The organism is Neorhizobium sp. T6_25 (assembly GCF_002968555.1).
GTDB lineage: Bacteria > Pseudomonadota > Alphaproteobacteria > Rhizobiales > Rhizobiaceae > Neorhizobium.
On sequence record NZ_PVBL01000014.1, the window covers coordinates 44141 to 64136 of the forward strand.

At 61.6% G+C, this 19996-nt stretch carries 21 protein-coding genes; 5 read left to right on the forward strand and 16 right to left on the reverse strand.

Annotated elements, in window-relative coordinates; genetic code table 11:
* Position 1: 1 nt before the first annotated feature.
* Complete coding sequence (locus C5L10_RS19005) at positions 2–1000, reverse strand: carbohydrate ABC transporter permease (RefSeq protein WP_205837070.1); 999 nt, start codon at positions 998–1000, stop codon at positions 2–4.
* A 172-nt stretch (positions 1001–1172) separates the two neighbouring features.
* On the opposite strand from C5L10_RS19005, the gene C5L10_RS19010 reads away from it, so the two are divergent.
* The 3 genes from C5L10_RS19010 to C5L10_RS19020 all read left to right on the forward strand — a co-directional run bounded on the left by C5L10_RS19010 (position 1173) and on the right by C5L10_RS19020 (position 5143).
* Positions 1173–2954, forward strand: coding sequence for a heparinase II/III family protein (locus C5L10_RS19010; RefSeq protein WP_105430963.1), 1782 nt, complete (start codon positions 1173–1175; stop codon positions 2952–2954).
* An 11-nt stretch (positions 2955–2965) separates the two neighbouring features.
* The gene (locus C5L10_RS19015; protein ID WP_105430964.1) at positions 2966–3754 is read left to right on the forward strand and encodes a discoidin domain-containing protein; all 789 of its coding nucleotides are present in this window, start codon (positions 2966–2968) and stop codon (positions 3752–3754) included.
* Between the two features lie 333 nt (positions 3755–4087).
* The gene (locus C5L10_RS19020) at positions 4088–5143 is read left to right on the forward strand and encodes a Fic family protein (protein ID WP_105430965.1); all 1056 of its coding nucleotides are present in this window, start codon (positions 4088–4090) and stop codon (positions 5141–5143) included.
* A 267-nt stretch (positions 5144–5410) separates the two neighbouring features.
* Here C5L10_RS19020 and C5L10_RS19025 read toward each other — a convergent pair whose 3' ends face one another.
* Positions 5411–6148, reverse strand: coding sequence for a FadR/GntR family transcriptional regulator (locus C5L10_RS19025; protein ID WP_105431051.1), 738 nt, complete (start codon positions 6146–6148; stop codon positions 5411–5413).
* 279 nt (positions 6149–6427) lie between these two features.
* On the opposite strand from C5L10_RS19025, the gene C5L10_RS19030 reads away from it, so the two are divergent.
* Positions 6428–8083: a DapH/DapD/GlmU-related protein gene (locus C5L10_RS19030; protein ID WP_105430966.1), complete on the forward strand. Its 1656-nt coding sequence runs from the start codon at positions 6428–6430 to the stop codon at positions 8081–8083.
* A 23-nt stretch (positions 8084–8106) separates the two neighbouring features.
* On the opposite strand, the gene C5L10_RS19035 is transcribed toward C5L10_RS19030, so the two are convergent.
* From C5L10_RS19035 to C5L10_RS19090, 14 genes are all read right to left on the reverse strand, one after another.
* Entirely contained in the window at positions 8107–8292 is a 186-nt protein-coding gene (locus C5L10_RS19035) for a hypothetical protein (protein ID WP_105430967.1), read from the reverse strand.
* Between the two features lie 200 nt (positions 8293–8492).
* On the reverse strand, positions 8493–8792 hold the full coding sequence (locus C5L10_RS34930) for a GCG_CRPN prefix-to-repeats domain-containing protein (RefSeq protein ID WP_105430968.1): 300 nt from the start codon (positions 8790–8792) through the stop codon (positions 8493–8495).
* Between the two features lie 214 nt (positions 8793–9006).
* Positions 9007–9408, reverse strand: a complete 402-nt coding sequence (locus C5L10_RS19045) for a hypothetical protein (protein ID WP_205837071.1) — start codon at positions 9406–9408, stop codon at positions 9007–9009.
* Positions 9409–9536: 128 nt separating this feature from the next.
* Positions 9537–10298 carry an ABC transporter ATP-binding protein gene (locus C5L10_RS19050; protein WP_105430969.1) on the reverse strand — a complete coding sequence of 254 codons (762 nt, stop codon included), beginning with the start codon at positions 10296–10298 and terminating at the stop codon, positions 9537–9539.
* Positions 10295–11335, reverse strand: coding sequence for an iron ABC transporter permease (locus C5L10_RS19055; RefSeq protein ID WP_105430970.1), 1041 nt, complete (start codon positions 11333–11335; stop codon positions 10295–10297). The genes C5L10_RS19050 and C5L10_RS19055 overlap by 4 nt, the downstream gene beginning before the upstream one ends.
* Complete coding sequence (locus tag C5L10_RS19060) at positions 11332–12354, reverse strand: ABC transporter substrate-binding protein (protein WP_105430971.1); 1023 nt, start codon at positions 12352–12354, stop codon at positions 11332–11334. The genes C5L10_RS19055 and C5L10_RS19060 overlap by 4 nt, the downstream gene beginning before the upstream one ends.
* Positions 12355–12514: 160 nt before the next feature.
* The gene (locus C5L10_RS19065) at positions 12515–12751 is read right to left on the reverse strand and encodes a hypothetical protein (protein WP_105430972.1); all 237 of its coding nucleotides are present in this window, start codon (positions 12749–12751) and stop codon (positions 12515–12517) included.
* A gap of 181 nt (positions 12752–12932) precedes the next feature.
* Entirely contained in the window at positions 12933–13121 is a 189-nt protein-coding gene (locus C5L10_RS33725) for a hypothetical protein (protein ID WP_172717080.1), read from the reverse strand.
* Between the two features lie 5 nt (positions 13122–13126).
* The gene (locus C5L10_RS33730; protein WP_172717081.1) at positions 13127–13294 is read right to left on the reverse strand and encodes a hypothetical protein; all 168 of its coding nucleotides are present in this window, start codon (positions 13292–13294) and stop codon (positions 13127–13129) included.
* A gap of 316 nt (positions 13295–13610) precedes the next feature.
* Positions 13611–13814, reverse strand: a complete 204-nt coding sequence (locus C5L10_RS19070) for a hypothetical protein (RefSeq protein ID WP_105430973.1) — start codon at positions 13812–13814, stop codon at positions 13611–13613.
* 177 nt (positions 13815–13991) lie between these two features.
* Complete coding sequence (locus tag C5L10_RS19075; protein WP_105430974.1) at positions 13992–14435, reverse strand: hypothetical protein; 444 nt, start codon at positions 14433–14435, stop codon at positions 13992–13994.
* An 11-nt stretch (positions 14436–14446) separates the two neighbouring features.
* Positions 14447–14839: a hypothetical protein gene (locus C5L10_RS19080; protein ID WP_046631779.1), complete on the reverse strand. Its 393-nt coding sequence runs from the start codon at positions 14837–14839 to the stop codon at positions 14447–14449.
* A 60-nt stretch (positions 14840–14899) separates the two neighbouring features.
* Positions 14900–15472: a hypothetical protein gene (locus tag C5L10_RS19085; protein WP_105430975.1), complete on the reverse strand. Its 573-nt coding sequence runs from the start codon at positions 15470–15472 to the stop codon at positions 14900–14902.
* Positions 15473–15993: 521 nt separating this feature from the next.
* Positions 15994–17271: an ABC transporter substrate-binding protein gene (locus C5L10_RS19090; RefSeq protein WP_105430976.1), complete on the reverse strand. Its 1278-nt coding sequence runs from the start codon at positions 17269–17271 to the stop codon at positions 15994–15996.
* A 194-nt stretch (positions 17272–17465) separates the two neighbouring features.
* On the opposite strand from C5L10_RS19090, the gene C5L10_RS19095 reads away from it, so the two are divergent.
* Positions 17466–19985: a hypothetical protein gene (locus tag C5L10_RS19095; protein ID WP_105430977.1), complete on the forward strand. Its 2520-nt coding sequence runs from the start codon at positions 17466–17468 to the stop codon at positions 19983–19985.
* The last annotated feature ends 11 nt before the right edge of the window (positions 19986–19996 follow it).

A 19996-nucleotide genomic window follows, 5' to 3' on the forward strand; every position in this document is an offset into this window, starting at 1 on the left:
ATCAATCCTCCTTCTGTCGGCGGAACTGGACGACCGTGACCGCCAGTACGAGAAAGAAGAGAACGAGCGCAATCATGCTGGAATAACCGAGGTCCCAGGAAATGAAGGCTTCGTTGTAGATGTGATAAACGAGGACCAGCGTCGAGGTGCCGGGCCCGCCCTGGGTGATCATGTAGATCTGATCGAAGACCTTGAATGACTGGATGGTCAGCATGACCGTGACGAAGAAGGTCGTCGGCCCGAGCTGCGGCACGGTGACATAGACAAATTTCTGCCACGCATTGGCGCCGTCGAGATCGGCCGCCTCGTAGAGCTCTGAATTGATGCCCTGCAGCCCTGCGAGGTAGATGACCATGTAGTAACCCATGCTCTTCCAGACGCCGAAGAGGATGACCGTCACCATCGCCCAATGCCGGTCGGCTGCCCAACCCGGCATGTCCTTGGGGTCAAGGCCGAGCGTATAGAGGATCATGTTCACCGGCCCCATTTCGGGGTTGAAGATCATGTTCCAGACCACGGCGACGGCAACCAGCGAAGCGACGTAGGGAAAGAACATCGCCGTGCGGAAAAAGTCGCGCCCGAAGATCTTCTGGTTGAGCAGGATCGCCAGGCCGAGCGCGCAGGCGAGGGTCGCGGGGACCGAGACGACCGTATAGATGATCGTGTTCCAGAAGGCGGCAATGAAGACCTTGTCTTCGAACAGCCGCCAGAAATTGTCGAGACCGGCGAAGGTGATCGCATTCGAGCCGTCCCAATGCATGAATGCCAGCACGAAGGCGAACAGGATCGGGCCGAGCGTAAAGACGGCAAAGCCGAGGAAATTCGGGGCGATGAAGGAGTAGGCGACCAGCGCGCTCTGTATCTTGCGCCGGCGGCGCGACAACACCTTGCTCGACCGCCGGGACGCGGCCGGCGCATCACCTGCGGCGATGGTCGAATTCGATATGGACACTTTATCCCTCCTCGAACCAGGATGCTCCGATCGATGCCCAAGGGCCATCCACGACCGCCCATTGTGTCACGAGCGTGCCGCCTCCCTATCGAGGGGATAGCACATCTCTCACATTGGTCAAACAAATTTATGGATAAATCATATGAATTCTGTAGTCATCTTAAAATACGTATGATAGGTGGCGAATGAGGTCGTTTATCGGTCGCATGGAGGAAGGTTGATGTTCAGCGAGATCGCCGGGTCGTTGCCGCCGGTTTTGGCGGACTTCATGCCCGGCGCGCCGATCGGCGATCGGGCCGCCTGGGATGCCGTATCGGATGATATGCGTTCCGCAGTCATCGGGGATGCGGAGGCGGCGCTTGGCCGGCCGTGGTCGGTCATCAAGGCTTCTGACTATCGCGAATATTCGCTGAACGGCAATCGCTTTCGCTTTGAAGCGCTGTATTTTTCGCGGCGGCGGATGTTGAACGACCTGGTTCTTGCCGAGCTGCTCGAGGGCAGGGGACGTTTCATCGATGCAATCATCGACGGTGTCTTCCTGATCTGTGAGGAAAGCGGCTGGCAGCTTCCGGCTCACAACGCCTACGAGCGGGGCGGGCAGCGGTTTGCATTGCCCGATCCGGAGCAGCCGGTTGTCGATCTGTTTGCGGCGGAGACGGGGGCCCTTTTGGCGACCGTGGCTGCTCTGATGAAGGATCGGCTCGACCAGGTCAGCCCGCAGGTCGTCGCCCGGATCGAGCGGGAGGTCCGGGTGCGCATATTGTCGCCCTATCTCGACCGGCACTTCTGGTGGATGGGCAACGGCACGGAGCGAATGAATAACTGGACGGCGTGGATAACGCAGAACGTCCTGCTTTCAGCCTTTGCCCTGAAGACGGAACAGGACCTGCGGCGGCAGGTCGTCGCAAAGGCCCTTTCCAGCCTCGACGCCTTCATCAAGGATTATGCGCAGGACGGGGCCTGCGAGGAGGGCGTGGTCTATTATCGGCATGCGGCGCTCTGCATGGCCGGGGCGATGGTCATTCTCGACACGGTGGCGCCGGCTTCGATGACGCCGCTCTGGAAAGCTCCAAAAATCCGCAACATGGCGGAATATATCGTCAACATGCATGTGGCCGGCCGCCGGTATTTCAATTTTGCCGATTCCGCCGCGGTAATAGAACCCTGCACCGTGCGCGAATATCTGTTCGGCAAGGCCGTCGGGTCGGATGTCCTGGCGGCATTCGCCGCGCGTGACCGCATGTCGTCGGAGCGCAAGCATCTGCCCGAGGAATGGAACCTCTGGTACCGCGTGCAGGAACTGCTGGTAACGCCGGCAGCCGGCGGAGAACCGACGCCGGCAGGCGACGCGTTTTATCGGGGAATTGGCCTGTTCGTTGCCCGCGACGACCGCTTTGCGCTCGCCGTCAAAGGCGGCAATAACGGGGAAAGCCATAACCACAACGATGTCGGCAGCCTGACGGTCTACAAGGACGGCAAGCCGTTCCTGATCGATATTGGCGTCGAAACCTACACGGCAAAAACCTTTTCCTCCGAGCGGTACGATATCTGGACCATGCAGTCCGGCTTTCACAACCTGCCGACTTTCGGTGGTGTGGGCCAGGCCGCCGGCGCGGATTTTTCGGCGCGGAATGTCCAGGCCGAATTCGCCGAAAAACAGGCGCAGATATCGCTGGACATCGCGTCCGCCTATCCGGCCGAGGCACGTGTGCAATCCTACCAGCGAACCGTCACGCTTCGGCGCGGGCAGGAGATCGAGGTCGTGGATATCCATGAGGGCGAACTGCCGGCGGTGCTTTCGCTGATGACCTGCGTCGAACCGACCATCGGCCGGGCCATTCATTTCGACGGTCTCGGCTGCATCGACCTTGAAGGGGCCGGCAAGGTCGAGGTCGAGGCAATCGACATCGACGATGCCCGGCTGCGTATCTCCTGGCCCCCGAGAATTTACCGACTGCGCATCCCCTTTGCCGGGACCTGCCTGAAACTGCGGATCGTCTGAGGAGGACGAGCATGGAACTGACACTGAAAGTCGTAGACGGGGCGGGCGAGGTTCGCGCCAGGGCAACGGGCACGGACGAGACATATCTCGTTTTTCGCGACAGCTACAACGAAGGCGATCAGGTCGTCGTCGAAGGGTCCGAGCCGGGATATCTCATGCTCGCGCTCGACGACGCGATGACGCCTGCGATCGTCTATATGAAGGGGCAGAGCTATGCGCTCGGGGTCCCTTTTGGTCCCAAGCGCATTCCTTATTCCCCGCGGGCCTTCGAAGGCAGGATCCACAGATTATGCGTCCGCAAGGCGCGCCCGGAGGAAATCGCGGCGCGCCGGAACCTGGCGTTCAATCCATGGGACGACCACGCCAATGCCTCCATCTTTCCGCACGCCAAGGCAAATGTGGAGACACGCGGGGAGGCGGTCTTCGCCGCCCGCAACGCCATCGACGGCGAAAAGGCGAACGACGATCATGGCTTCTGGCCCTACACGAGCTGGGGGATCAATCGCGATCCCGATGCGACGCTGACGCTTGATTTCGGGCGGCCGGTAAAAATCGACGAAATCGTCCTCTACCTGCGAGCGGACTTCCCGCACGACGCTTGGTGGGAAAAAGCCAGCGTCACCTTTTCCAACGCCGAGACCGCATGTTTCTCGATGGTCAAGACGGGTGCGGCTCAGAGTTTCCCAGTGAGGGAGCAGACTGTGGAATGGATCAGGCTGCACAGCCTGATCAAGGCCGACGACCCGTCGCCCTTTCCAGCGCTGACCCAGATCGAAGTCTGGGGACGCGAGGCGGATTAAGTGAATCAGCGCCGAAGGTTGCCCCTATGATCGGTCCCGTAAAGCCTTGATCTACTGAGATGCAATGCAGATGGGGTGAGGTCACGATCGGCGCGGATGATGCCCCCGCCTTCGTTGCAAGTTTGCAAGTAAGGTCCGGCGCTTGCCGTCTTTTCAAATGGGGTCAACCTTCGGTGCTGTTTCACAATTAAGAGGAGAGGGTTCGCAGGATGATTACGGCGAAGACCGATCTTTCCCGCAATTGTTCAAAGTGGGTTTATTGGATGGAAGTGGATGGATTAATGGATGCCGTTGTGCCATATCCTTTGTGGATGGAAATGGATGGACTAATGGATGCCGGCCCTCGACCTATCCAAACTGCGCATCACGCCTGAAATCCTGTCGCTGATCGCCGAGATTGACGAGTTCAAAGGCGCCTGGCGAGCGTTGGGACGGATCGCGCCCGACCGACTGTCCAGTCTGCGCCGCGTTGCAACGATCGAGAGCATCGGATCGTCAACCCGTATCGAGGGAGCAAAACTGAGCGACCGCGAGGTCGAGAGGCTACTCTCGAACCTGCGCATCGGCTCTTTCACCAGCCGTGACGAACAGGAAGTCGCAGGCTATGCCGGGGTGATGGAAACTATCTTTTCCGCTTTCGAAGAGATCCCCCTGAACGAAAACCATATCCGCCAACTCCATCGGGACCTGCTCATTCACTCGACCAAGGACGAGCGGCATCGGGGAAGTTGGAAGACGCTCTCCAACAACGTCGAAGCGTTCGACGAAGATGGCCGTAGCCTTGGCATCGTCTTTGCGACGGCATCGCCTTTCGATACGCCGGGCCGGATGGCCGACCTGGTGGCCTGGCAACAAGCTCAGGAGAAGGATCGCACGTTTCATCCGTTGCTCATCGTGGCGGTTTTTGTCGTCGTTTTTCTGGAGATCCATCCATTTCAGGACGGCAATGGCCGGCTCTCGCGCGCCCTGACCACCTTGCTCCTGCTTCGGGCCGGTTATTCCTATGTGCCCTATAGCTCCCTCGAAAGCGTCATCGAGCAAAACAAGGAAGCATATTATCTTGCACTGCGACGGACACAGGGCACGATCCGAACCGATGAGCAGGATTGGAATCCGTGGGTCGAGTTCTTCCTGCGAAGCCTGCAGCGGCAGAAACAGCGGCTGGAGCGCAAGATCGAGCGCGAGCGCATCCTTCTTGGTGATCTGCCGGAGCTGTCCATCGCAATTCTCGAATTGGCCCGTGAGCGTGGAAGAGTGACCGTGATGGACGCGTCCAAGGCCACAGGCGCAAGCAGAAATACCGTCAAGGATCATCTGCGCGCATTAAACGAGCAGGGACATCTAACCCTTCATGGAGCAGGCCGCGGTACCTGGTACGGCCTGAGCTGACCAAGGAAAATAACCGGCGGACCGCCAGCGTGTGTATCAGCGTCGGAGGTTGACCTCTATGATCGAGCCCGAAAAGCCTTGATCTACTGAGATGAAATGCAGATCGGGTGGGGCCACGATCGGCGCCGACGATGCCCCCGACCCTCCTTGCGAGTTTGCAAGTCAAGTCAGTCCCTTACCGCCTTTTCAAACAGGATCAACCGTGCTGTTTGACAGCGGATTGGGGCCCAGGAGCCAGGTCGGCCATGCGGCCGACCTGCTGCGGCATCAGCTTGAAAACGCCTTGAAATCCCTCAGTACATCCCGGTAGCGGATCTGGCTCCCTCTCAGATGGTCGCGCATGGCATTGCGCGCCGCCTCCTCGTTGCGATCCGAGATCGCCACGACGATCGCTTCATGTTCCGTATGGATCATGCGGCGGTAGGCGGTCTGTTCACCGGACCGTTCGCCGGGCGTCGCCCTCGATTGCGGAATGGCCGCGGTGCCGTGAAATTCCAGATGCTGCCGGAACAGCGGATTGTTCGTGGCGTCGGCGATGGCGAAATGCAGCGCAAGATCCGCCTCGCGGATCGATTCGTTCTGCTCGATGCATTGCAGAATATGCCGATGACAATCGAAGATAGCCTCTTCCTGGGCCGGAGACCGGCGCATTGCCGCCAGACCGGCAGCCTCGATCTCAAGCGGAGCCCGCACCTCGAGCACCTCCAGATCCGACGATACGCGCGCCCGGTCGATTTTCCGGCCGGGAGGGGTCGGCGCATCCTGGCTGAGCACATAAATTCCCGCCCCCTGCCGCACCTCGACGAGCCCGTCCGATCTGAGCGCCGCGACTGCTTCGCGGACCACCGTACGGCTTACGCCGTGGGTTTCCGTCAGTTCGACTTCGCTGGGGAGTTTGTCGCCGGGCAAGTATTGGCCGCTGGCAATCGCTGTTCGAAGACTTTCCCCGACCCGTGACACCAGCGATCCCGGTCCCTTGTTCCGCTCCTTGGTCTGGGTTGTCACGCTCAATCCCCGCTGCAACGACACGACGCGTCCGCGCCGTATTCATCACACGTGTATGACAAATTTAGGCTCATATCAATGCGGGAGTGAATTCCGTTTGCCTTGGGAGACATTGATCAGGTCCGATGGAGGTCGAAAACAAAAGCTGGACGCTTAAATTCGTCTGCTGTATTTCCTCAAATCGGCGAGTGTCAAAAATTGGTATGATGACATCGGCCGTCGCTTTCCGACCCTGTCGGCCTTTTCGAGCATGAAGCCGGCGCGCAAACGAGTGACGAGATGCGGACAGATCCAGACGTTTCCAAAGCCGAGTTGGATCGGGAAGCCAGGCTGCAATTCCTCACCTGGGAGCGCAGGCCCGCGGATATTGACAGCGATCCCCAAAAGAAGCTGAAGGAAGAACTGGCGCGGTCCGCCGGGGCGCAAATCGCAGACAGCGCTTATATCGCAAGCGACGCCCGCATTTTCACCTCATCCCTGATCCTCGGCGAGCGTTCCTGGATTGCCGGGCACGCGCTCGTGCGGGGAGACGTGGAAATCGGCGCCCATTGTTCGGTCAACCCCTACGCATGCATCTCCGGAAAGGTCCGGTGCGGAAACGGCGTGCGTATTGCTTCGCTGGTGTCGATCGTTGGTTTCAATCATGGCTTCGACGATCCGGCCATACCGATCAACGATCAGCCTCACGAGACGCTTGGCATTACGATCGGCGATGATGTCTGGATCGGTGCCAATGCGGTCATTCTGGACGGGGTGACGATCGGCAGGGGTGCGGTCATCGCCGCCGGCGCGGTTGTCACCAAGGACGTTCCGGATCTGGCGATCGTAGCGGGCGTGCCGGCCAAAGTCGTGCGCCGTCGCGGGGAAACGGCAGCGGCGGGAAAGTCGCGTCGGGCCGAGGTCGAGCAGGCGTTGCTGCGGGTCGGCAGGATAGCGGAAGCCGAGTGGCGGGATGTGCGGGAACGGCATCTGACGCCCGAGGGTTATCTGTCGCCGGATGCCGATGGCATGGCGCGCATGAGCGTCAGGCATGAATGCGATGCGATCGAGATCGCCGCCGGTTTTGGAGAGCAGCCGTCAGGGCATGAGGCAAAGGCGATCGTCGATCGTTTGCAGGCGCTGCAGGACCCCGCGACCGGATTTTTTCCCGATCCGTTTCGGTCACCTGATCCTGCGAACAACATCCGCGACGATTCGCCGGCTCTTTATAACGTACTGGCGGTCGGTTATGCGCTGGAGATACTCGGCGCGCATCCCTCCCGCCCCATTTCGGGCGTCGAGATGGACGCTGTTGAGCTTTGTGACTGGCTGGAGGCGTTGCCCTGGAGCACCCGGGCATGGTGGTGCGGTGACCGGGCGGACGCCATCGCCACCGCGCTTTATTTCAACGCCCGGTATTTCAGGAGCGGCAGGGGGAAGGAAATCCTCTTCGGCTGGCTCGCGACCCATATCGATCGTTCGACCGGACTATGGGGGAAGCCGACCGCCGAACAAGGGCTGCTGCAGCCGGTCAACGGCTTTTATCGCCTCACACGCGGAGCTCATGCCCAGTTCGGCATCCCGGTTCCTTTCCCGGAAGCGGCGATCAATTCCGTCATGACGCATTATCGAAACAACCGCGGTTTTTCCGGGCCAACCTATACGGCCTGCAACCTGCTCGATACGATCCATCCGCTTTGGTTGTGCCTCAAACAGACGGATTTCATGCGCGGCCAGGCGGAAGCCGTGGCTGAGGACATCATTTTGCGTTCGCCGGGCCGGTGGCAGGCAAAAACGGGCTTTGCCTTCGCCGACGGTCAGACAGGAAGCCTGCAGGGCACGGAAATGTGGCTTTCGACCCTGCATCTTGCCGCGGACCTATTGGGCCTGGCTGATAATTTCCCCTTCGTTCCCAAAGGGGTACATCGGACGCGACCGGCGGGAATGGGACTGTAGCACTTACAGGCGTCGATTGTCGCCTAGCGGAATCGCGGCGGTCGTGGCGGCGAGTTCGAGTAGATTTCATGCACCGGCGCGTGCTTCCCCAACAGCCTTAACATCTTTTTTTCGTCCTCCAGCCGCATGCCGTTTTTACGGCAATGTTCGGCGACGTCGTGGTCGCGTGGCCCGGGAATTCTGACCTGCCGATTGGTATCCTTTTTCATGACGCTTCCTCCTGACAATACAACGCTCCCAGCTGGGAAATGTTCGTTAGCAGTGGCTAAAATTCAAGTCCTGCCGTCAGATTCCGCTGTCGCGTGAGAGAAGATATTGTCCGAATAGGCGCAACTGGGCTCAGACAAGCGTGTCGCTGACCTTCCCATCGAGAAAAAGCCCCTCTGCTGAGCAGAAGGGCTTTCCCGTATCAACGCCAATCCCGGCGATCGCGCCAGTCGCGATGGCCTCGCCATTCCCAGCGAGGCGGTCCGCGGTGGTCCCACCGATCCCGCCGATCCCATCGGTGGCTGTAGCGGGGCGGCGGCCGCCAGCGGTTGGGGCGGCAATCGCCCCACCGGTTCAAGTGGTAACCGCGGCCGCAAGCCCAATCGACCGTTTCGGCGGTTGGTTTTGCCGGCACGGCAATGGTTCCGATCGGCATGGCATTTGCCGCGCCTCCAAAAAGACAAGCTGCGATCAAACTGGCCGCTAAGACTATCCTGCGCATCGGTTCCTCCAGAGTGCACACGCTGACAGATTGCGGCGCGGTCCTTGAACCGTTGCTGAAGTCCGCATTCATCTGCGCTTCAGCTTATGTAGATTTGATCGACGGCGGACGTTGCGGGCGGCTGCTCAAGTCCGGACGGGCTTTCCTCCACCAAAGTTGCGGCGAGCCGGTGCGAACGTGGACCAATCTGGTTTCCATCTGGTCTGAGCCGGCCTCAGCGATAACGTGAGCGGTCCCGGCCGTCTTCGCGAGAGTCGGAATCGTCCGAAGACGTTCCTCGCTCAAGCCGGTCCAGCACCTGAAGGAGAAGATCCGCGCAATCCTTTGTCGGTTCGCCGTCGGCGCAGCGCAGGTCGATCGTGGTTCGCCCGTTCTCGATGCGGAAACGCGCGCCCCGCTCCCGTGGCGCTCGACGATCGGCCATCGGTGGCATCCGCCACTCGTCTCCATCCCTGTCGGCGGCCGGTTCCTGAGGATCGGGCGGCGGTGTGTTCGCAGCGCGATCCCGCTCAGCCTGTGGCGGGGCGCTGGGAGTTGCGTTAGGCGGTTCCTGCGCGAGTGTCAGGTTGGCCGACAGCGAAAGAACGGCCGCTGCCGTGATGAGAAGAGGTTTCATGTCGGGCCCTCCGGTTCCGGGTGACCAACGAACAATGACGAGGGTTTGTTTGTTCCAGCCGGCGTCCGCCTAACGGCCGCAGCTCTGTTCACGCAGGCCTGCGGCCGAACACCGTCGTCGGTGGATTGTCAGACGAGGTAGTGGATATGGGGTCGTGAATGGTGCGGCGAGGCTTCTACCCGTGCTTCGACGCAAAATACGTCCCGCAGCAGAGCTTCGGTCAGCACCGCTTCGGGTTCCCCGCCGGCGACGATCCTGCCGTCCTCAAGGACGATCAGCTGATCGCAGAACATCGCTGCATGATTGAGATCGTGAAGTGCGATGATACTCGTCATCGGCAGGCCGGAAACCAGCCGCATCAGGCCGATCTGATGCTGAATGTCCAGATGGTTGGTCGGTTCGTCGAGGATGAGTTCCTTCGGTGATTGCGCCAGCGCCCTGGCAATATGGGTCCGCTGCTTTTCGCCGCCGGAAAGGGACTGCCAGCGGTCGTTGCGCTTGTGGGCCATGCCGGCGCGTAGAAGAGCGGTCTCGACCGCTTCGTCGTCGGTGAGCGACCAGCCGGAAAATATCGACCGGTGCGGAAACCGCCCGAGCTTCACCACGTCGACAACCCTCAGATTGGCATTGGTCGTGGCGTGCTGTTCAACGAAGGCGACCCGCTTTGCGATCGAACGCCGCCCGATCGTCTTGAGATCCTTGCCCTCGAGCATGATCGAGCCCGAATGCGGCAGTTTCAAACCCGCGAGCAGACGCAGGAGCGACGTCTTGCCCGAACCGTTCGGCCCCAGAAGGCCGAGCGTCTTGCCCGGCTGTGCCGCGAAGGACACGCCGTTGAGAACGGTCTTCCGGCCAATTTTCCAGGTGAGGTTCTCGGTCTTGATGCTCATGACGCGCGCTGGAACCGGTAGAGGATGATCGAAAAGAAGGGCACGCCGACCAGCGCGGTGACGACGCCGATCGGCAGGACCTGCTGCGGGATGAGGGTGCGTGACGCGATGTCCGCCACCACCATGAAAACGGCGCCGATAACGGCGCAGGCCGGAAGCAGGCGGACATGCAGCGGCCCGACCACAAATCGCGCCACATGCGGTACGACGAGGCCGACGAAGCCGATCGAGCCGACCATGCTGACGATCGTCGCCGTCATCATCGCCGTCAGGGCGAAAAGCACGATGCGTGCCCGCGCGACATTGACACCGAGCGACGCCGCCGCTTCGTCGCCGAAGGCAAAGGCATCGAGCACGCGGGCATAAAGCAGGCAGGCGACCAGCGCGATGCCGACGATGATCGAGACCAGCGTCAGTTCCGGCCAGCGCACGCCCCCGAAACTGCCAAGCAGCCAGAACATCACGTCGCGCGCCTGCTGGGCATTGCCCGACGTCGTGACGATGTAGGAGGTCGAGGCATTGAAGAGCTGCGAAGCGGCGACACCGGCAAGGATGGTGCGGTCCGCACCGCCGCGCGTGCCGTTGGATAACAGCGCCACGAAGAAGAAGGCCGCGAAGGCGCCGGCAAAAGCCCCCGCCGACAATGAAACCGCGCCCGCGCCAACACCAAGGATGACGATCGCCACGGCTCCGGTGGACGCGCCGGCGGAGATGCCGAGAACATAGGGCTCGGCCAGCGGGTTGCGCAGCAGCGACTGCATGATCGCTCCCGACAGGGCAAGACCCGCACCGCAAAAGGCCGCGACCAGCGCCCGACTGAGACGGTAGTCCCAGATGACTGTCTCATGGATGCGGTTGAGCCCTACCGCCGTCCATCCCAGCCGGTTGGTGACCGCAGAAAAGGTCGTCGCGAGCGGGATCGGCAGATCGCCGATCCCGACGCTGATGCCGACGACGAGACCGATGGCTGCAAGCGACGCCACCAGCACGGCTGCGAAGGTGAAAAGCTGCTGAAGGGAGCGGCGCTTTTCCGTCACTTCAAAAGACCGAGGGCCTTCAACTGTTCGGCCACTTGTTCGGCGCCATAGATCGTCCGCACGGTCGGGTTCATGGCCTGGCCGTCCATCACCACCATTGCCTTGGTCTTCACGGCGGTGATCTGGCTGACGGCCGGATCGGTGGTCAGGAACTTGATCTTTGCTTCGGGCTTGTCGAGTTCCCAGCGGTTACGGTCCAGATTGGCGACGACGATCACGTCCGGATTGGCAGCGATGATGCTTTCCCAGCCGAGCGTCGGCCATTCGGCTTCGGCGGTGACGGCATTGCGGCCGCCCAGGACATCGGCGATGAAGCCGGACGCTGCGTTCTTGCCGCCGAGATAGGCATCGGCCGACGGGCTGGGGCTGGAGAACCAGAAGACGTAGGAGAGGCTTTTGCCGTCCTTCGAAACGCTGGAGCGAAGTTTGGCCTCGCGTGCCTTGAAGTCGGCGATCAATGCCTGGCCGCGATCGGCGACATCGAAGATCTGCGAGAGTTCGTCGATTTCCTTGTAGAGCAGATCCATGTTCCAGAGCTGCGCGCGGCTGCCGTACTGGTCCTTGACCTCCTTGGTGCTGAGGCAGGTGCTGGGCGAGAGATAGGTCGGGACGCCGACCTTGTCGAAGTCCTCACGCTTGGCGACCTTGCTGCTCGGGCCGACCAGGCTCGGCAAAGCGGCCGCCACGAAATCCGGGTTCTCCGCCAGGATCGATTCGAAGGTCGGGAATTCGACGCTCAGAAGCTTGACCTTGGCATTGGCGTCGGCAAGCTGCGGCAAAACCTTGCTCGGCCAGAAGGCGGTGCCGGCCATCTTGTCCTGGAGGCCGAGCAGCAGCAGGATTTCGGCGCTGTTCTGGCCAAGCCCGATTGCCCGCTCGGGCGCCTTCTGAAAGCTGACCTGCGCGCCGCAGTTTTCGATGGTCAGCGGGTACGTCGTCGATGCGAATGCCGAGGAAACAGTGAAGCTGGATGCAGCAGCGATCAACAGCGCGGTCAAGGTAGATTTCAGCGTAAGCATGGCAGGTCCCGGTTCAAGTCTGCCATGGCGAATAACCGTTCCTGCTCGTTTTAACAAGACAAGGCCAGTCACCTTTGATGTCGCAAGCTGACATCCTGCCAAAGGCGACATCGTCGCCCGCCTCGCAGGTCCGGGCAGCGGCCGAGCTGAAACAAGCCCGTCAGACCAGGTTGCGCCGTTTTGCCTTGATCAGGGCTGCGAGCTCCTCACCGCTGATGATCGGTTCGGGGATCTGGCCGCAATGAACGAAGAGCTCGATGGCCGGAAGCTCGCCGATATTCTTTCTGCAATAGGCCAAGGCCTTTTCCAGCGAGACGAAGGTCCGGCTGGGGACGTCTTCTGACCAGCAATGCACCGTGGCGGGCACACATGCATATCCCGGATTCCGGTCGGGCATTTTTCGGGTTTCCTCGGCGTATCGTTCTGATGCGAATTTTGGTCACAATTATCATATGATAAGAATGCGCGTTGGGCTTAGCTGGTCGGGTGGTTAGCGATCTGACACCCGCAACGCGGCAATTTGAACGGCCTGCGCCTCATCTTTCCGGGCTAGGAAGGAAGGCCCTGCGGGGGTGGCGTCAGGTGCCGGCATAGATCCCATAGAGCGCGACGAATGCGTAAAGGCAGAAGGCCGCGACCGCGACGCCGGCGATAAACATCACCAGGCCGCGGCCGGCAATGACTTTTCGTTTCTTCTGGGGTTCGGGATCCGCCGACGGCGACAATCCTGTGGGTGTTTCGCTCCTTGGCGTTTCGCTTGGCTTCATCGTCGTCACTTCGTCTGGTCGATGGCGTGCGGAGACGGCGGTGTTTGAGGACCCGTGGGCTCGCCGGGTGTCAGGAAAAAGAAATAGACTGCACCGATGACAAGTGCGGCCGCTAGAATGGCGGTGACAAATTTCATCATGTTGTTGCCGGCTTTTCTGGACGTGTCGTTCATGACGTTCCAACATGCTGATCGGAGAATAGTTCCTCTCCCGATGCCGGGAGGTCATGAGGCGCTGCGGGACCGATCGACGCCTCGCGGATCAAGCTGGTCTTCAGGCCGCTGCCGCGAGCAAGACGCCGGCGATGATCAAGCAGCCAAGCGCTGCGTTCAATCCGATGTAAAACGCCAGCTCGTGTTGGTGGTCGTGTTTGCGGTGCATCTCGTTCTCCTCCTGAAAGCCCAACCTTCCGTCGCGTCAGAAAGTTCCGGCCGGATCGTCACGGCGCTGAAAAGGGATTGCACGAAGGAGAACAGGAAGACGCGCCGCCTAGTCTCCCGCTGCCCCAAGGCCAAGCGGCCCATTGATCCTGTTCAAGGCTTCCCCGAGGGATTTGACCGCTTCCATCGTCACGGCCTGTGCCGACATCAGCATCGCGAGGTCAGCGTCCTTCCCCTGGTGGGACAGCGCGAGAGCCCGCTTGTGCAGCTGTTGGCTCATGGTGCCGAGTTGCTCAAAAGTAGTTTCGTCCATCGTCATCCTCCGAAGTCTGCGCGGCTTTAAAGCCGTCAGCTGGCATTCAGTTCCAATCGCCCGAACCGCACGGCAGAATTCGTAAGCGGCGGTGGACCAAACCCTGGGGATCATTCGCTTCCCGCCGAAGGCTCCGGCTCCCGCTCCTTCGTGGGAGCCGATTTGTCGATTTCCAGGTCACTGCGGTGGCAGAACCACGTTGCTGTCGGTGGTGCTTTTGACCGGCTTCTGCCCCGGGACGTGGGACATGCTGCGCGTCTTGCTTTGCAGCTCATCATCCTTGACCCGCGTTTTCGTCTGCGATTTGCTGAATGTGCCCTGGTCCATGGCCTGCGCCTTCGACTGCGCCTTCAGCTGGTTCGGGTTCTCGTTGACCTTGGTCTGGCTTTGGGCTTTGCCATCGGCCGTCGCCGCGCTGCCTCCGGCGCCGATCGAGGCCGTCGTGCCGTCGTCGGTCTGGCAGGCGCCTGCGGTGCCGAGCGTACTTGCCGATGTGCCGCCTGCGGCAGCGCTGCCGGCGGAGCCGACCGTGCCGGCCGAGTTGCAGTCCTGTGCAAGCACGGGTGTGGTGGCGACCGAGGCCATAAGCGCCAGGCACGCCAATGATATTTTCTTCGACATGTCTATCTCCTTCATTTCTGAGGCTTGGTGACGTCGCAAGTGCCGTCCGACCGGCGTGTGATCACCGTTCCATCAGGCTTGGTGACGCTTGCCGTCGAAAATGCCTGATTGCCGGCCGTGCCGGTTGTGACGGACGAACCGGCGCTCGACGAAGCCGAGCCACCGCCCGAATGCATGGTCGTTGTCTTGCCGTCGATTGTCGTCGAGGACGATACGCTGCCGCCGCCTGCGGTCACCGATGTCGACGTGCCGTTGCCGGTCGAGCCCGTGCTTTCGATGACGGTGCAGGTGGTGCCGTCGTCAAGCTTGATGGTTTCGGTGGCAAAGGCAGAGATCGCGGTAATGGTCGCCAGGATCAGCGGTAGTGCGAATGTGCCCTTGTATGCGAATGATGCCGAGGTCATGTCGGCTCTCCTATTGATAGGACGAAGGCGGAGCGATCCGCCCTCGTCCGATGGATGGGACTAGCAGGAAGCGCCGTCTTTCTTGGCCTGGCCCGGAGGACATGCCTTCTTGCCCTGTCCGTTTTCAAGGCCGGCCGCGCCAGCCGAGCTGCCGCCGGTTCCGACCGAGCTGGTCGACATCCCGTCCTTGGCCGAGGTGCCGCCGGTGCCGAGCGTCGAAGCGGAGCCCGAGCCACTGCCGGAACCTGCCGCCGAACCGCCGGTGCCAACGGAGCTGCTGGACTGGCCATCACCTGCCGAGGTGCCACCGGTGCCGAGTGTCGATGCCGAGCCGGAGCCGCTGCCCGAGCCTGCCGCCGAACCGCCGGTGCCAACCGAGCTGCTCGACTGGCCGCCGCCGGCAGAAGAACCGCCGGTGCCCAGCGTCGAGGCGGAACCGGTGCCGCAGTTGGTGGTGCCGGGTGCGCAATTGGTTCCGGCAGAACTGCCGCCCGTCCCGACCGTGCTGCTGGACGTGCCGCCGCCGGCACTGGTTCCTCCGGTGCCGACAGTGCTGCTGGTCTGGGCGAAGGCTGACAGTGTAGTGCCCGCGAGAAGCGCCGCGGCAAAGACCGCGCGTGTAACAATTTTCATGTCTTATCTCCTTGAGTTTCCACATGCTTCCGACCGCGAACAGCGTTTCCGAAGCTGTGGAGAAAACTCGCTTTCGCCGGCGCGTGTTCCCGGCCTCAGGCTTCAGTCCTATCCAGGCTGAGACCTTAGGCCATGGGCGACACCGACCAAGGTCCGGAGCGAGGAGGAAGAGGTCGCGAACGCGGAACTTGGACCGCAGTTGCGGGTTCAAGGCATCTCGAAAAAAGGAGGTTCAGATGGAAGAGAGCGTGTATCAGGCGCGTTGGCTGCTGATCATCATGGCTTTGCTGGTTGTCGCAATGACCACCGTCGGCGCCGCAGCCGGGTGAATGGGCCCGAGGGCGGCTGGCGGGAGAGAGCGCGCTCTTTTCCGGGCCTTTGGACATGAATACCCGGGCGGGCCTTTGGCCGTCGGTCTGAGAGACAGGCAGTCGTCCACCTGTCACCCGATCGAAGCACATCTTGTCTGAAGTCTTTGGTAAGGCATGCCGGGTTGCGTCGCCACCCGGCATGCCGGATCGTTACTTGACCGCCAGCGCCTCGTTGATCTTGCCGGCGTCAGCCTCGAGGTTCTTGTAGGTTTCCTCCAGGCTCAATTCGCCAACGATGAGCTGGCTCATGCGCTGGACGATCTGCTGGTAGATTGCCGTCCCGCCCTTCATGCGTTCGAAATCGCGCGCCGCCTGCGGAACGTTCTTCTTGTTGTCCAGAAACACGGCCATGGATGCCTTGGCGTCGTCGCTGGAGATCTTGTATTGCGGGTTCTTGATGTCCGCTCCCGTCAGGATGACATAGGTCTCGGCGATTTCGCGCTGCACCTTCTCGGAGCCGAGAAACTCGATGAATTGCGCGACCGCTTCGGGATGTTCGGTGCGCTTGAAGCCGACGATCGCGGTCGCACCCGGCATCGCATAGCAACCTGCATCGCCGCAGGGTGCGTTGATGGCCGTCCACTGAAAGGCGTTGCCGATCTTCTTCTGGAAGGGGTTCACCATCCAGTTGCCGGCGAGATAGGTGACGACATTGCCGTTGACGAACTCATCGCCCATGTTCTTGTACTGCGAGCCGCCGGCTGCTCCCCACATTTCCTTGGGAAAACTGCCGTTCTGGGTCCAGGAATAGAGGTCGGCGATATATCTACGCGCACCTGCATCCGGGAAATTGAACTTGCCGTCCTTCACATAGACCGAGCCGTAGGAATAGGCGCCGCCGGAAAAGCGGTGGCCCGACCGGTCCATGGTGAAGGGAATCTGCGCACCCGTCGCCTTTGCGACACGGGCGGAAGCTTCGACGAGCTCCTTGAGCGTGGCCTTGGGCCCCGGCAGCGGTTCGCTGGCCTGCTCGAACAAGGTCTTGTTGACGAACGGCAGGTTCAGCGTCTGGGACGCGACGTAGCCGTTGATCGACTTCGGGTCATTGATATTCGGCAGGCGGAGCTGGTTGAGGCTGTCCCCGTGGAGCTTGGCGAAGGTATCCGGGTCCTTCATGTGGGACCGCATGTCGAGATAATAGGGCGCGAGCTGCCAATCGGTGATCTTGGCGAGATCCGGACCCTTGCCCGCCGCCAGCTGGACCGGCAGCTGCTTCACCACCGCGTCATAGCCGGACGATACGAAATTGACCTTGACGTCGGGATGTGAGGCCTCGAACTCCTTGCTCAAGGCGGCCATGCGCTCGACATAACCCTGGTCGTCGTCGGTGAACAGGAAAGTAATGGTCTTGGCGTCCGCCATGGCCGCGCCCGAAAGCGCGAAGGCCGAGAATACGAGCGCACTTATCCCTGATAGAAGTCTCTGCATTTTCCATCCTCCCAATGAAAACATTTTCATAATTCGGAAGGTTTCCTCTCGGATTTCCCTTCGAATTTCTCCTTTTTGAAGCTTGACAATCCAAACGTCAAGCTGTCTTGTCGCCCTAAATTCGAAACTGCTCACGAAGATGACGCAGCGAGTTTTATCTATGAAAAGATTTTCATGATCTGAAGGAGGCAGTCATGGAGCACTCACCGGCAGCCGCAGGCGGTTCGCACGGCGCCAGCTATCATGTCGCCCCGGGCGAAACCTTCACCGCGTGGGTGGTCTCGGGTTTACATCAGACGTATTTCCCAGGTGAACCGGCGCCGGCGGAAGATCGCGTCAACTACCGCTTCATCAACGGCTTCGTGGATGTCGGCGACCTGCCTTGCCGAAAGGCCTTCCAGGCGCGGATGATCGGACGGGAAATCGGTGCCGAGCACGACTGGAAGCCGGCCTCCCTCAACCTGCCGGGGCCGAACCGCCGTGTCGAGTTCACCGGCTTCTGGCACGTGCCCACCCATGTCGGCCGTTGGCTGCGCGGCAGTTTCCGCGCCGAGGCTGCCCGCCACGTCCCGATGCGGCTGAGAACCTGCGGCGGCGTGCGGATCTGGGTGAATGGCGAGGAACAGGCGCGGTTCGAGCCCTTCCGCCGCAATGTCGAGAGCGAAACGGGGATCGTCCTGGCGCTTGAGGCCGGCGACAATGAGGTCCTTGTGCTGACCGAAGACCTGGCGGAGCGGGACACGATCTGGTTCTTCGAGCTGGAACTGGCCGATACCCAGCCGCTGGACATCGCCCTGCCGACCGCACTGGACCGGCAGGAGGTTCGGCGGCTGGAGCTCCTCGCGCGCGCCATCCGGCCCGCCGTCGACGTTTTCGTCGATCGCCCCCTGGAAATTCTCTTCGACACCCCGTCAGGGGCCGATCTGCCCGTCGGCATCGAGGTCTACAGCCATGGTCATGACCGGGCCGTGCTGGCGACGGCGGACCTGATGCTGGGTGCCGGCGAGACACGGCTTGTCGCTCCCGCAATCAAAGGCCTGCCGGACGGATATCACGGCATCAGGCTGAAGATCGGTTCCGGCGCCGCAGCCATCGCCCGCCATATCGACGCCGCCTTCATGAGCGGCCTCGTCCTGCCGCAAGCCGCCGCCACCCTTGCCGAGCGCAAGCGCGAGGCGCTGATCTTCAGCGCCCGTTTCGGCGCCGAGCGGATCGGCCGGGTGCTCGCCATGGCTGCAACCGGCGAGATCGACCGCGAGGCGATGGACAGGATCATCGCCGCCACGCTCGAGATCATCGACCGGCGGGAGGATTGCTCGGATTTCGTGATGGTACCGCTCCTCTGGCTCCTCGGCGAATATGAGCATGTCCTGGCACCGGAAACGGTGGAAAACATCCGCGCATCCGTCGCTGGCTACCGCTACTGGGTGGACGAGCCCGGCAACGACGTCATGTGGTTCTGGAGCGAGAACCATGTCCTGTGCTTCCACACGAGCCAGCTGATCGCCGGCACGCTGCTGCCGGATACCGTGTTTTCCGCCTCCGGAAGGACCGGTCGCGAGCAGGCGCGGCTGGCGGAAGGCCGGCTTCGCCACTGGTTCGACAGCGTCGAGGCGCACGGCCTCGCCGAATGGAATTCGGCAGCCTATTATCCGGTGGATTTCATCGGTCTCCTCGCCCTCGAACGCTGGGGCGGGGACGACATCGCCCCGCGCGCTCGCCACCAGCTGGATCTGATCTTCCAGATGATCGCGCTGCACACCCTGGCGGGCGTTCCCGCCGGCTCGCAGGGACGCGCCTACGACAAGGAGCTGAGGGCCGGGCCTCTGACCGAACTGGCGCCATTCGCCCGCGTGGCGTTCGGCAGCGGCTGGCTGAATGGCGGCGTCGCGTCCCTGCCGATGTTCTGCGCCGGTTCCTACGCGCCGCCGGACGCCCTGCCGGAGTTTGCCCAGTTGGCAGCCGGACGCTCGATGGAAGCGCGTTATGCGCAGGGGCTCGAAAGCGGCAAGCTCGTGCTCTTCAAGACGGAAGCCTCGCAGCTCTCGACCGTGGTCGATCACAAGACCGGCCGGCGGGGGCATCAGCAGCACGTGCTCGACATTCGGCTTGCGGGCCACCCGATGGCGAGGCTCTGGGTGAACCATCCCGGCGAAGACGACCCCTGGGGCACGCAGCGCCCGTCCTATTGGGCCGGCAACGGCGTTCTGCCGCGCGTCATGCAATATCGCGACGTCGCCCTGCTGATCGCCGATACCGAAGGCACGCGCCACGCCTGGACCCATGCCTATCTCGGTCGCGATGGCCTCGACGAGGTCGTTTTGCACGGAAACTGGCTCCTGGCCCGCTCGGGCCGGGGCTTTGCGGCACTCTACGCCACGAACGGACTTGAACTCGTGACCGACGGCGCGACCGCCGGACGCGAGGTGCGCTCCGAGGGCGCGCTCACCGGCTGGGCGGCCGTGGTGGGCGCGGGCGACGAAGCCGCTTTCGGTCGTTTCGTCGAACGGATCCGCGCCACCTCCGTCTCGTTCGACCCCGACAGCAAAATGCTGAGCCTTTCGCCACCGGACCGCGAAACACTGGTGCTCTCCTATGCCGGCGAATTCACCGTTGGCGGGCAGCCTCGACCTTTCATTCACGACCAGCCCGTGCCGATCCTGACCTATGACAGCACGACCGCCGGCGACGGCACCCATCCATTCTATGCATAAAGGACATTCCG